The sequence below is a fragment of the Massilia terrae genome, from assembly GCF_024753145.1.
Classification (GTDB): Bacteria; Pseudomonadota; Gammaproteobacteria; order Burkholderiales; family Burkholderiaceae_D; genus Telluria; species Telluria terrae.
This window is the reverse complement of sequence record NZ_JANUGU010000001.1, coordinates 1,350,291-1,363,247: the sequence shown is the minus strand read 5'-3', so window position 1 is coordinate 1,363,247 and position 12,957 is coordinate 1,350,291. Positions and strand designations below refer to the sequence as shown.

At 66.0% G+C, this 12,957-nt stretch carries 9 protein-coding genes; 2 read left to right on the top strand and 7 right to left on the bottom strand.

Annotated features, from left to right (window positions below; translation table 11 throughout):
• Positions 1-49: 49 nt before the first annotated feature.
• From serB to NX778_RS05845, 6 genes are all read right to left on the bottom strand, one after another.
• Positions 50-895 (bottom strand): phosphoserine phosphatase SerB, encoded by an 846-nt coding sequence (serB, locus tag NX778_RS05870; protein WP_258811054.1) that lies wholly within the window; start codon positions 893-895, stop codon positions 50-52.
• Positions 896-905: 10 nt separating this feature from the next.
• On the bottom strand, positions 906-4,352 hold the full coding sequence (gene mfd / locus NX778_RS05865) for a transcription-repair coupling factor (RefSeq protein WP_258810729.1): 3,447 nt from the start codon (positions 4,350-4,352) through the stop codon (positions 906-908).
• Between the two features lie 102 nt (positions 4,353-4,454).
• Positions 4,455-5,072: a glutathione S-transferase family protein gene (locus NX778_RS05860; protein WP_258810728.1), complete on the bottom strand. Its 618-nt coding sequence runs from the start codon at positions 5,070-5,072 to the stop codon at positions 4,455-4,457.
• A gap of 60 nt (positions 5,073-5,132) precedes the next feature.
• Positions 5,133-5,828 (bottom strand): helix-turn-helix transcriptional regulator, encoded by a 696-nt coding sequence (locus tag NX778_RS05855; RefSeq protein ID WP_258810727.1) that lies wholly within the window; start codon positions 5,826-5,828, stop codon positions 5,133-5,135.
• Between the two features lie 3 nt (positions 5,829-5,831).
• Positions 5,832-6,770 carry a 5'-nucleotidase gene (locus NX778_RS05850; protein ID WP_258810726.1) on the bottom strand — a complete coding sequence of 313 codons (939 nt, stop codon included), beginning with the start codon at positions 6,768-6,770 and terminating at the stop codon, positions 5,832-5,834.
• 15 nt (positions 6,771-6,785) lie between these two features.
• A complete protein-coding gene (locus NX778_RS05845; protein ID WP_258810725.1) occupies positions 6,786-9,272 on the bottom strand; it encodes a penicillin-binding protein 1A in 2,487 nt (828 codons plus the stop codon).
• Positions 9,273-9,431: 159 nt separating this feature from the next.
• On the opposite strand from NX778_RS05845, the gene NX778_RS05840 reads away from it, so the two are divergent.
• Both NX778_RS05840 and NX778_RS05835 read left to right on the top strand, forming a co-directional pair.
• A complete protein-coding gene (locus tag NX778_RS05840) occupies positions 9,432-11,687 on the top strand; it encodes an OPT family oligopeptide transporter (RefSeq protein ID WP_258810724.1) in 2,256 nt (751 codons plus the stop codon).
• A gap of 159 nt (positions 11,688-11,846) precedes the next feature.
• Complete coding sequence (locus tag NX778_RS05835; protein ID WP_258810723.1) at positions 11,847-12,503, top strand: glutathione S-transferase family protein; 657 nt, start codon at positions 11,847-11,849, stop codon at positions 12,501-12,503.
• Here NX778_RS05835 and NX778_RS05830 read toward each other — a convergent pair.
• Positions 12,500-12,946: an SRPBCC family protein gene (locus NX778_RS05830; protein WP_258811053.1), complete on the bottom strand. Its 447-nt coding sequence runs from the start codon at positions 12,944-12,946 to the stop codon at positions 12,500-12,502. The two genes, NX778_RS05835 and NX778_RS05830, sit on opposite strands and share 4 nt — an antisense overlap.
• Between the last annotated feature and the right edge of the window lie 11 nt (positions 12,947-12,957).

The following is a 12,957-nucleotide window of genomic DNA, read 5'->3' as shown; positions in this document are numbered from 1 at the left end:
TTGCGCAAAGCCGCGATTTTACAGCGGATGAGCTGACGGCGCAGGCGTGTCAGGCGAGGATGGTTGCCAGCGCGTCGAGTCCGCAGAAATTGAGGGCGATATCGGCCTGCGCACGCACCACCGGCTTGGCGCGGAAGGCGACCGACAGGCCTGCGACGCCCATCATCTTCAGGTCGTTGGCGCCGTCGCCCATGACGATGGCGCGGTGGGTGCCGACGCCCAGCTCCTCGCAGACGCGCTGCACGGTGCGCATCTTTTCTTCCGCGTCGACGATGCCGCCGAGGACGCGTCCGGACAGGCGGCCACCCTGGTCGACTTCGAGCACGTTGGCGTGGGTGTAGTCGAGGCCCAGGCGCGGCTGCAGGCGTTCGGTGAAGAAGGTGAAGCCGCCCGAGACCAGCAGGGTCTTCAGGCCAGCGCCCTGGATCGTCTCCAGCAGCGCCTCGCCGCCGGTCGAGATGCGCAGGCGCTCGTCGTACACGCGCTGCAGGGCGTTCACGTCCAGCCCCTTGAGCAGGGCGACGCGGCGCGTCAGGCTGGCCGCGAAATCGAGCTCGCCGCGCATCGCCGCCTCGGTGATCGCCGCCACTTCGGGCTTCAGGCCCTGCATGTCCGCGATCTCGTCGATGCATTCGATGGTGATCAGCGTGGAGTCCATGTCCATCGCCAGCAGCGAGAAGTCGGCCAGGCTGCGGCCGGCCTCGATGAAGGTGGCGTCGGCCTGGGCGGCATACGCGGCGGCGTCCACGGCCTTGTTAATGTCGTCGGCGGTCTCGACGTCTTCGCAGCGGATCGCGTGCGCGCCCAGTTCGACGATGCGCGCCGGGTGGGCCAGGGCGGCGATTTGTTTGAGGGTATCCAGGTCCGCCTGCGGTCCCTGCAGGACCAGATTCATGCTCATGTTCTTATGCCAGTAGTTGTTTGATGGTTTGCTTGACCTGGTTCACGCGCGCCGGCAGGTCCGGCATATTGGATGTGATGCGCAGCTTGTCCTGGCCGGCCAGCTTGATATGGCGGTTCTTCTGGATCAGGGTGATGATCCTGATCGGGTCGATCGGTGGCTTCTCCATGAACTGCAGGTTGGCTGCTTCGCCATGGGCGTCGATTTTGACGATGCCGACCGACTTGGCAAGGATGCGCAGGCGGTGCGTTTCGATCAGGGCCTTGACCGGGTCCGGCAGCTTGCCGAAGCGGTCGATCAGCTCTTCCTGCATGTCGTCGATCTTGTCCGCGCTCTCGCAATTGGCCAGGCGCTTGTAGATCGACAGGCGTTCGTGCACGTCGCCGCAGAAGTCCGCCGGCAGCAGGGCCGGCACGTGCAGGTTGATCTCGGTGGTGGACGAGAGTGGGGCGGACATGTCCGGCTCGCGGCCGGCCTTGAGCGCGCGCACCGCTTCGTTCAGCATCTCCGAATACAGCTGGAAGCCGACTTCCAGCATCTCGCCCGACTGGTTTTCGCCCAGCACCTCGCCGGCGCCGCGGATTTCGAGGTCGTGCATCGCCAGGTAGAAGCCGCTGCCCAGTTCTTCCATCTGCTGGATCGCGTCCAGGCGGCGTTGCGCCTGCTTGGTCAGACCGTTGACGTCGTTGACCAGCAGGTAGGCATAGGCCTGGTGGTGCGAACGGCCGACGCGGCCGCGCAACTGGTGCAACTGGGCCAGGCCGAACTTGTCGGCGCGGTGCATGATGATGGTGTTCGCGGTCGGCACGTCGATGCCGGTCTCGATGATGGTGGTGCACAGCAGGACGTTGAAACGCTGGGCCACGAAGTCGCGCATGACCTTTTCGAGGTCGCGCTCGTGCATCTGGCCGTGCGCCACCGCGATACGCGCCTCCGGCAGCAGCTCCTCCAGCGCGGCGCGCCGGTTCTCGATCGTCTCGACCTCGTTGTGCAGGAAGTAGACCTGGCCGCCTCGCTTGAGCTCGCGCAGGCAGGCTTCGCGGATCACCGAGCCGTCCTCGGTGCGCACGAAGGTCTTGATCGCCAGGCGCTTCTGCGGCGCGGTGGCGATGACGGAGAAGTCGCGCAGGCCTTCCAGGGCCATGCCCAGCGTGCGCGGGATCGGCGTCGCGGTCAGGGTCAGCACGTCCACTTCGGCGCGCAGGGCCTTGAGCGCTTCCTTCTGTCGCACGCCGAAGCGGTGCTCCTCGTCGATGATGACGAGGCCCAGCCGGTCGAATTTGACGTCCGGCGAGAGCAGCTTGTGGGTGCCGATCACGATGTCGAGTGTGCCGTCGGCCATGCCCTTGATCGCGTTGTTGACCTCTTTGCCGGTCCGGAAGCGCGACAGCTCGGCGATGCGCACCGGCCAGTCGGCGAAGCGGTCGGCGAAAGTCTGCGCGTGCTGCTCGGCCAGCAGCGTGGTCGGCGCGAGGATGGCGACCTGTTTGCCGCCCATGACGGCGATGAAGGCGGCGCGCAGGGCCACCTCGGTCTTGCCGAAGCCGACGTCGCCGCAGACCAGCCGGTCCATCGGACGGCCCGAGGTCATGTCGCGGATGACGTTGTTGATGGCCTCGGCCTGGTCGGGCGTCTCTTCGAAGCCGAAGCTCTGGGCGAAATTCTCGTAGTCTACCGCGGAGTACTCGAAGGTGTGGCCCTGGCGCGCGGCGCGGCGGGCGTACAGGTTGAGCAGTTCGGCGGCGGTGTCGCGCACCTGTTCGGCGGCCTTGCGCTTGGCCTTGTCCCACTGGCCGGAGCCCAGTGCGTGCAGCGGCGCGTCGTCCGGCGAGGCGCCCGAATAGCGCGAGATGACGTGCAGCTGAGAGACCGGCACGTACAGCTTGGCTTCCTTGGCGTACTCGAGGTGCAGGAATTCGGTCGCGCCTTCGCCCAGGTCCATGCTGACCAGGCCCATGTAGCGGCCGATGCCGTGGTTGATGTGGACCACCGGGTCGCCGATCTTCAGCTCCGACAGGTCGCGCACCATCGATTCGACCTGGCTGACCGCCTCCTGCTTCTTGCGGCCGGCCCGGCGTGCGCCGCCGGCGTACAGCTCGGTCTCGGTAATGAACACCAGCTTGCCGCTTGAGGCTTCGTCCAGCATGAAGCCGACCTGCAGCGGCGCCACGCCCAGCACGACCTTCGCGCTGGTGGTGCGCAGGTCCTCGAAGCTGTCGACGGATGCGAGATCGAGCTTGTATTCGGTGAAGTACTGCTGCAGGGTCTCGCGGCGGCCGTTCGATTCGGCGCAGATCATCACCCGCGCCGGCGCCTGCATCAGGTAGGAGCGCAGATTGGCCAGCGGGTCGTCCAGGCGGCGGTTGACGGCGATGTCCGGCAGCGGCGAGGACAGCTCGGAGGCCTGGCCGTTGGCATCGCGCGCAATGGCCCAGCGGCCGTGCGGCTTGGCGCAGATGAAGAACTGCTCGTCGCGCAGGAAAATCTCTTCCGGCGGCAGGATCGGGCGCTCGCGGTCGGCCTTCAGGAAGCGGTAGCGCGATTCGGTGTCGAGCCAGAAGCGCTGGATGGCGCCGTCGATGTCGCCGACCAGTGCCAGCGGCGATTCCGGCGGCAGGTAGTCGAACAGCGTCGCGGTCTGGTCGAAGAACAGCGGCAGGTAGTACTCGATACCGCTCGGGGCAATGCCGTTGCCGATGTCGCGGTAGATCGGCGACCGGGTCGGGTCGCCTTCGAAACGTTCGCGCCAGCGGCCGCGGAAGGCAGTGCGCGCGGCTTCGTCCATCGGGAATTCGCGGCCCGGCAGCAGGCGCACTTCCTTGACCGGGTACAGCGAACGCTGGGTGTCGGCGTCGAAGGTGCGGATGGTCTCGATCTCGTCGCCGAACAGGTCGATCCGGTAGGGCAGCGTGGAACCCATCGGGAACAGGTCGATCAGGCCGCCGCGCACCGAATATTCGCCGGGCGACATCACCTGCGTCACATGGGTGTAGCCGGCCAGCGTGAGCTGCGCCTTGAGCTTCGCTTCATCCAGGCGTTCGCCCTGGCGGAAGAAGAATGTGTAGGCTGCCAGGAAGGATGGCGGCGCGAGGCGCACCAGCGCGGTGGAGGCGGGCACCATCAGCACGTCGCACTGGCCGTTGCGGATCTCGTGCAGCGTGGCCAGGCGCTCGGACACCAGGTCCTGGTGCGGCGAGAAGGCGTCGTAGGGCAGGGTCTCCCAGTCCGGCAGCAGGTGGCATTTCAGCTTGCCCTCGGCGAACCAGGGAATCTCGTCGAGCAGGCGCTGGCCGTCGCTGGCATTGGCCACGATCACGGTCAGCATCTGCTTGTTCGCCTTCAGCTCCTGGGCGGCGACCGCGAGCGCATAGGCGTCGGACGAGCCGTGCAAGGCCGGCAGGGCGAAGCGTTGGCCCGGTTTGGGGAGATGCTTTTTAAGATCGAAGGACATGCAGCGCGAACCAACTTAACGGCGGAACGGGTTGTCAATTATAGACGATGGGGATGCGTCCCGCCGGACGCCTTGCTTGTCGCGCTGCCTGTCAAATGGTATTTACCAGACCGGCTCCGTGTTGCGCCATGCCGGCAACTGCTGGACGCGGGTGAACCAGGCCAGCACGTTGGCATATTGCGCCACCGGGACGCGGGCGCGTTCGATGTACATGAGCGGCGCGGCGACGGCGAAATCGGCCAGCGTCAGTGCATCGCCGCACAGCCATTCGCGGTGGGCCAAGTGGGCGTCGAGGACGGCGGCGAAGCGTTTCAGCTCGCGGGTACCGCGCGCCAGCTCGACCGGGTCGGTGTCGGTGCCCTCGACCATCTTCTTCCACACGTTCTGCCACACGATCACGCCGATCGCCGGCGAGAAGTGCTGGACGGACCAGAACAGCCAGCGGTTGACGTCCGCGCGCGCCAGCGGGTCGTGCGGGTAGAGGGTCTGGCCTGGCTTGCTGTCGGCCAGGTACTGCATGATGGCGCAGGACTCCGTCAGCGTAAAGCCGTCGTCCAGCAGCACCGGGATCTTGCTGTTGGGGTTGACCTCGGCCAGGCGGCGGCGGTCATCGGGGCTGGCCAGGTTGATTTCGACCATGTCGAGCGGGATGCCAAGATGGTCCGCGACCATGGCGGCGCGGCGCGCGTTGGACGAATAGGGGTGGTAGTACAGGTGCATTGCCGTCTCCGTTCAGGTGATTGATATGGCAATCTTAAGCAATCGCTATGACAGATTCTGTCAGGAGTCTTCTTTCGCCCCGAGTTCGGCGCGCCATTCGCGCAGCAGGTCGTGGCGCCGGCGTGGATAGCGTTCGTCGGTGGCATGCACGCCGGCGATCCGGTCGACGCGGAAGTGGCGGTTGGCCGCGCGCAGCTCGCACCAGGCAGCCAGGATGCGGCGGTCCTGGAAGTAGGCCAGCGCGAACGGCCACACCGTGCGCTCGGACTGCACGCCGTTCTCGTTGCGGTAGTCGATGCGCAGCTTGCACTGGCGGCGGATCGCTTCGCGCGCCGGTCGCACGAATTGGTCGGTGGTCTTCTTGCCGGCCGGGCCGACCGGCACCCACAAGCTGGTCTCGGCCATGTGGTCACGCAGGTCGCTGGGAGTGGCGGTGGCGATCTTGGCCAGGGCGCGCTTGGCGGCATCGGCCAGCGCGTCGTCGCCCTGGTGCTTGACCCAGCGCGCGCCCAGCACCAGCGCTTCCAGCTCGTCGGCGTCGAACATCAGCGGCGGCAGGAAGAAGCCGGCGCGCAGCAGATAGCCGACGCCGGCCGAGCCTTCGACGGGCGCACCAAGTTGCGACAGGGCCTGGATGTCGCGGTAGATGGTGCGCTCGGACACGGCCAGCTTTTCCGCCAGCGCGGCCGCCGTCACGGGGCGGCGGTTGCCGCGCAGGGCATCCATCAGCTGGAACAGGCGGCCGGTGCGGCTCATGGCTCAGGCGCTGGGAGCGCGGTTGGCGACGCCGAAGGGCACGTGCACCATCGGGATGCTGCCGCCGGGCGTCGAGGTCAGGTGGCTGAGCTGGTCGTCGAAGAAGATGTGCGGCCTGAACACCGACAGCACGCGTGCCTTGTTCATCCCGCCGAGGAAGAAAGTCTCGTCGGCCGACACGCCCCAGCTCTTGAGCGTGGTGACGACGCGTTCGTGCGCCGGCGCGCTGCGGGCCGTGATGATCGCGATGCGCACGATCTTTTTGTAGGACGGGTCGCGTTTCTGCGCCCGTTCCTGCAGACGCTGCATCAGCGCCAGCTTGCGGAACAGGTCGGCCAGCGGCCCTGGCTGGTGCGGGCGCGCCGCGTGCAGCATCTCGTGGGCGTGGAACCGGTCGATGCCGTCGCGCTTGAACACGGCCTCCGATTCGTCGTCCGCGATCACGCCGTCGAAGTCGAAGGCCACGCGCAGCTCTTCGTCGGTTTCGTCGTCGGCGATCTGCGAGGGCAGCACCAGCCCCGCCGGATAATCGGCCGCGATGGCGTTGCGCACGTCTTCTTCGTTCGCCGATAAAAACAGCGACACGTTGAAGGCCGGCAGGTAGGCGTAGGGCGACTGCCCGCTCATGAAGCTGGCGCGGGTGATGTCCAGGCCGTAGTGGGCGATCGAGCGCATCACGCGCAGCCCGGTCTCGGGCGAATTGCGCGAAAAGAGCACCACTTCGACCGGCGCCTGGCGCGGGAAGTGGCGATTGATGTTCAGGAAGCGGCGGATGAACGGGAAGGCCACGCCGCGTCCCAGGATCTGGTCGATGTGGGCTTCCTGGTATTTGCGGTACTCCTCGGGGCCGCTGTCGAGGTAGACCTGGTGCGATTCGGAGAGATCGAACAGCGCGCTGGACGCTACGCCGATGACCAGTTTTTGCTCAATCTGGAAAGCCACTCGGTCTCCTCGCGTTCAACGGACCGTCGGCGCGGCCAGCGGATGCTCGCCCGGTGGCGGCGGCAGCGTGATCGGCCGCACCGGCGCCGCCGGCGTCGCCGGCGGGAGAGGGCGCACCGGCGCTCCCGGCGGCGCGGCCACCGGATGATCGCCCGGCGGTGGCAGCGTCGTGCCGTCCTGCTGCGGCGTTGTGGCCGGCGCCGTCGGATCGGCCGCCTGCTCCGGCGCATTCGGGTCGATGTCGATGTACTTCAGTTCGGGCGTATCGGCGAACTCGCTGTAAACCCAGTCGTCGTTCTCGCGCACCACGCCGTCCGGCACCGCCAGTTCTTGCGGCGGCGCCTTGGCCAGCGCCACATGCATATAGTCGATCCACAACGGCAGCGCCACCGTCGCGCCGAATTCCTTGCCGCCCAGCGAGCGCGGTTCGTCGTAACCCATCCAGGCCACCGCCACCACGCCGCCGCCGTAGCCGGAGAACCAGCCGTCCATCGCATCGCTGGTGGTGCCGGTCTTGCCGGCGATGTCGGTGCGGCCGAGGCGTTTGGTGGCTTCGGCGCCGGTGCCGTAGCGGGCCACGTCGCGCAGCATGGTGTCCATCACGTACACATTGCGCGGGTCGAGCACGCGGTTCTCCTCGACGCGCACTTCCGGCGTCTTGGTCTCGGCGATCACCTTGCCGGTGCCGTCCTGGATCTTCGAGATCAGGTAGGGCTGGACCTTGTAGCCGCCGTTGGCGAATACCGCGTAGGCGCCCACCATCTGCTGCGGAGTGACGGCGCCGGTTCCCAGCGCGAGCGTGTAGTTCTTCGGCTGGCGGTCGAGGTCGAAGCCGAACTTGCCGAGGTATTCATGCGCATACGGCACGGTTTCGGCACGCAGCAGGCGCACCGAGGCCACGTTCTTGGACTGGGCGAGCGCGGTGCGCATCGTGATCGGGCCATCCCATTTGCCGTCGTCGTTCTGCGGCGCCCAGGTCTTGCCGGCGTCTTCGCCCGGCATTTCGAGCGGCGCGTCGAGGATCCTGGTCGCCGGCGAATAGCCCTTGTCCAGCGCGGCCGAGTAGATGAAGGGCTTGATGCCGGAGCCAGGCTGGCGCCAGGCCTGGGTCACGTGGTTGAACTTCTGCAGGCCGAAATCGAAGCCGCCCACCATGGCGCGGTAGGCGCCGGTGTCGGCGTCCATGGCGACGAAGGCCGCCGACACCTGCGGCACCTGGGTGATTGTCCAGTTGCCCTTGGCGCCCTCGCGGTAGATCCGGATCACCGCGCCCGGGGTCAGCTTGATGGTGTCCTTCGCGCTCTCTTTCAGCGCATTGGTGACCAGCTTGAGCCCGTCGCCGGTGATGTCGATGACGTCGCCGTCCACGTTCTCGACCTGCACCTTCTTCGGCGCGGCGGACAGCACCACCACCGGTATCAGGCCATCGCTCTGCAGCCGCTTCTGGATCGCTTCGACGATGGCGTCCTCGCGCTCCTCGGCGTTTTCAGGCAGTTCGATGCGCGCTTCCGGGCCACGGTAGCCGTGGCGCTGGTCGTAGGCCAGCACGTTGCGGCGCAGCGATTCGTAGGCGGCCTGCTGGTCGGCTTTCAGGATCGTGGTGGTGACGGTGATGCCGCGGGTGTAAGCCTCTTCCTTGAACTCGTTGTAGACCTGCTGGCGCGCCAGCTCGGCCACGTATTCGGCGTGCACATCGTATTCCTGGCCGCGGGTGTTGACGCGCAGCGGCTCGTGCATCGCGTGCTCGTACTGTTCCTGGGTGATGAAGTTCAGTTCACGCATCCGGCCCAGCACCGCGTGCTGACGCTGGCGTGCGCGCTTCGGATTCACTGCAGGGTTGTGGCGTGAAGGGTTCTGCGGCAGGCCGGCCAGCATCGCGGTTTCGGCGATGCTCAGCTGGTCGAGCGTCTTGCCGAAATAGGTGCGCGCCGCGCTTGAGAAGCCGAAGGAGCGCTGGCCGAGGTAGATCTGGTTCATGTACAGCTCCAGGATCTGGTCCTTGGTCAGGGCGTTCTCGATCTTGTAGGCCAGCAGGACTTCGGTCAGCTTGCGCGACGGGACCTTGTCGCGCGACAGGAAGAAGTTACGCGCCACCTGCATGGTGATGGTGGAGCCGCCGCTGGAGCCGAAGCCGTGCACCACATTGGACCTGGCCGCGCCAAGCGCGCGCCACCAGTCCACGCCGCTGTGCTCGTAGAAGCGCGTGTCCTCGATTGCCAGAACCGATTTTTTCATCATGTCCGGGATCTTGGCGATCGGGACGAAGTCGCGGTGCTCCTCGCCGAATTCGCCGATCAGCACGTGGTCTGCGGTGTAAATGCGCAGCGGGATCTTGGGACGGTAGTCGGTCACGGCCTCGATCGAAGGCACGTTGCGCATCACCGTGAACGTGAACCAGGCGCCGACGCCGGCGATGATGAGCAGCAGCGCGGCAAGCGCCAGGAGAATGAAGCCGCGCTCGCGGCCGGAACGCTGCCGTGGCAGCTCGGTCGATTTTCTCAAAACTGAACCCTCTAGGTTTGGCCGGGAGCGAATCCGGGCCATTGGCCGGCAATTATAATGCGCTTTCAATCCGCTACCGACTGTGCCATAGTCTCGCCGTCCGAGCACCACCCGGCGGCACCAGACGGTTCGCCTTTCAATACTTTACAAGGAATTCGTATGCCTTACGACCCCAGCCCGGCTGACGTGAAGCCGTACATCCCGGCGTCGGCGAACCTGCCGGAGATGACATGGCGCGCGCTGATCACCGGTACGCTGCTCGGCATGGTGTTCGGCGCGTCTTCCCTGTACCTGGTGCTGAAGGTCGGCCTGACCGTGAGCGCGTCGATTCCGGTGGCGGTCATCGCGATCACGCTGTTCGGCATCGCCCGCAAATTCGGCGCGCGCGAGCTGTCGATCCTTGAAAACAGCATTACCCAGACCGCCGGTTCGGCCGGCGAATCGCTGGCCTTCGGCCTGGGCGCCACCATGCCGGCGATTATGATCCTTGGCTTCGACCTCGAAATCACCCGTGTGATGCTGGTCGGCGTGCTGGGCGGCCTGCTCGGCATCCTGATGATGATCCCGATGCGGCACACGATGATCGTGGACCAGCACCGCGAACTCAAATTCCCGGAAGGGACGGCCTGCGCGGAAGTGCTCAAGGCCGGCGCCACGCCCGGCTCGCGGCTGGCCGCGGGCGAGGCGCTGGACGAGAATTCGGACGACGCGCGGGAAGCGCGCCGCCGCGCCTACGTCATCTTCGGCGGTTTCGGCCTAGGCCTGCTGTATAAAGTGCTGAGCATTTCGCTCAAGCTGTGGAAGGACACCGTCAACTTCATTTTCGACGCGCCGCTCAAGGCCGGTTCGATGGGCGCGGAGATCTCGCCCGAGCTGCTGGGCGTGGGCTACATCATCGGCCCGCGCATCGCGATGATCATGGCGGGTGGCGGCGTGCTGTCGTACATGATGCTGATCCCGATGATCAAATTCTTCGGCGATTCCCTCAACGTGCCGGTCGCGCCAGGCACCATGCTGATCCGCGACATGTCGCCCGACGATATCCGCAGCGCCTACGTGCTGTACATCGGCGCCGGCGCGGTGGCGGCCGGTGGCCTGATCAGCCTCGTGCGCTCGATGCCGACCATCTGGCACGGCCTGAAGAAGGGCCTGCAGGGCGTGGGCAAGGCCAGCAGCGGCAACCAGTCGCTGCGCACCGAGCAGGACATCCCCTTCAAGTGGGTGGCGATCGGCTGCCTGGCGATCGTCGCCGCCATCACGCTGGCCACGCCGCTGCACATGAATATCCTGGGCGGCCTGCTGATCCTGGCATTCGGCTTCCTGTTCTCGACCGTGTCCTCGCAGCTGACCGGCGAAGTCGGCTCCTCGTCCAACCCGATCTCTGGCATGGCGGTGGCGACGCTGCTGTTCACATGCCTGATCTTCCTGATCATGGGCTGGACCGGCGGCCGCTATTACGTCACCGCGCTGTCGGTCGGCGCCATCGTCTGCATCGCGGCCAGCAACGCCGGCACGACCTCGCAAGACCTCAAGACCGGCTTCCTGGTCGGTTCGACGCCGAAGCTGCAGCAGTACGCGATCCTGGCCGGTGCGTTGGCCTCGGCGTTGATCCTCGGCCCGATCCTGCTGAAGCTGAACGACGCCGGCACCGTGTACGTGCCGGCCGCGAAAGTGGCGCCGGGGATCACTGTCGACGCATCCCGGCTGACCGCGACCGCGCAGCTGCAAGGCCCGCAGGCGGCGTCCGACCACAACACCTACAAGGTCTGGCAGAAGACCGATACCGTGGGCGGCCCGGCCGGCAAGTACCTGGTGGCGAATGACGGCAAGCTGGCCTACCTGGTCGACCCGGGCATCAACGGCCAGTACCACACCCGTCCGGACGGCTCGGAAGTGAAGAAGTTCGATGCGCCCAAGGCTGTGCTCATGTCCTACATCATCAAGGGCATCCTCGACCGCCAGCTGCCGTGGACGCTGGTGCTGTTCGGCGTGATGATCACGATCGTGCTGGAGATGGCGGGCGTGTCGTCGCTGGCGTTCACGGTCGGCGTGTACCTGCCGCTGGTGTCGACGCTGCCGATCGCGATCGGCGGCATCATCCGCTGGGCGGTCGACCGCCGCAACAACAAGCTGCCGCAGTTCAAAGGGCTGAGCGACCACGAATGCCAGGCCGCGGGCGACCGCAGCCCGGGCACCTTGCTCGCTTCCGGCTACATCGCGGGCGGCGCGCTGGCGGGCATCATCATCGCCATCACGGCCGGTGTGATGACCGACTTTGATAATGTGATGAACAAGTGGGCCGAGGCGGCCAACCCCTTCTTCGCCGGCGCGAGCGCGGATGCGCTGTCGATCATTCCGTACGCGGGGCTGATCTTCCTGCTGTACTGGGTCGGGCGGGAGAAGCCGCAGTCTTGAACCGACCGGGCCGTCCGCAGAATATCGAACGTCGTCCTCGCGTACGCAGGGCCGCCCCATTTCGTTGAACAGTTGCGAGCGCCGGCTTTGGCTCGGATCGCGCAAAATGGGGTTCCCGCCTGCGCGGGAACGACGTTATCTTTCTAATGGAGGTAGCGCATGTCGGAGTTGGTTCTCACAACGTTTGACTGGGTACCCGAGCTTCCGCGGGGTTTTGTCCGTGACCTGCGCGTGCGCTGGGCGCTGGAGGAAGCACAACTGCCGTACACCGTCGAGAGCGTACCCTTTGGCGAGCGCTCGGCCGAGCACTTCGCGCACCAGCCCTTCGGCCAGGTCCCGTGGCTGCGGGACGGCGACATCTCGATCTTCGAGACCGGCGCGATCATCCTGCATATCGGTGAACTGAGCGAACGGCTGCTGCCGCGCGAACCGAAATTGCGCAGCCAGGCCATCGAATGGCTGTTCGCCGCCCTGAATTCGGTCGAGATGGCGAGCCTGCCGTGGGGCCTGTTTCATTTCTGGGGCAAGACCGGGGACACCGCATTTCCGCAGTTCGAGTCCTTCCTCAAGGCCTCCCGTCTCAAGCACATGGAAACGGTGCTGGCCGGCGGCGAATGGCTGGCTGGTTCGTTCTCGGTGGCCGATATCCTGATGGCCGACGTGCTGCGCCTGGTGGATCGTTTCGGCGGACTGGTGGAGTATCCCGCCTGCTCCACCTACCTCGCGCTGGCCACCTCGCGTCCCGCGTTCAAGAAGGCCTACGCCGACCAGATGGCGCATTTCGCGCGCGGCGATGCCGCCAGAAACGCCGGCTAGTCGCCGATTTCCGGCTCGACCAGCTTCCCGAGCAGCTCCAGCGATTCCTGCCAGCCCAGGTAACAGGCGTCGAGCGGGATCACGGACGGGATATTTTCCTGTTTGATCTTGACCTCGACGCCGCACGACACTTCGCGCAGCGTCACCGAGGTCTGCATCCGGCCAGGCAGATTGGGATCGTCGAATTCGGCGGTGTAGCTCAGGCTGACGTCAGGCTCCAGTTCCAGGTATTCGCCGCTGAACGAATGTGTGTGATCGGTCGTCAGGTTGGTGAAGGACATGCGATAGCGCCCGCCGACACGGACATCCATGTCGTGCACGGTGCCGAAGAAGCCGTGCGGCGGCAGCCATTTGGCGAAGGCGCCAGGCGTGACGAAGGCGCGGTAGACGCGGTCGGGCGTGGACTTGAAGACGCGGTGCAGCTCAACGGTATTGGACATGATCGGATCCTTCG

Excerpts from the sequence above, each read along its gene's own strand:
- mfd (WP_258810729.1), bottom strand. The coding sequence starts at position 4,352 with ATGTCCTTCGATCTTAAAAAGCATCTCCCCAAACCGGGCCAACGCTTC.
- NX778_RS05860 (WP_258810728.1), bottom strand. The coding sequence starts at position 5,072 with ATGCACCTGTACTACCACCCCTATTCGTCCAACGCGCGCCGCGCCGCC.
- serB (WP_258811054.1), bottom strand. The coding sequence starts at position 895 with ATGAATCTGGTCCTGCAGGGACCGCAGGCGGACCTGGATACCCTCAAA.
- NX778_RS05840 (WP_258810724.1), top strand. The coding sequence starts at position 9,432 with ATGCCTTACGACCCCAGCCCGGCTGACGTGAAGCCGTACATCCCGGCG.
- NX778_RS05855 (WP_258810727.1), bottom strand. The coding sequence starts at position 5,828 with ATGAGCCGCACCGGCCGCCTGTTCCAGCTGATGGATGCCCTGCGCGGC.
- NX778_RS05835 (WP_258810723.1), top strand. The coding sequence starts at position 11,847 with ATGTCGGAGTTGGTTCTCACAACGTTTGACTGGGTACCCGAGCTTCCG.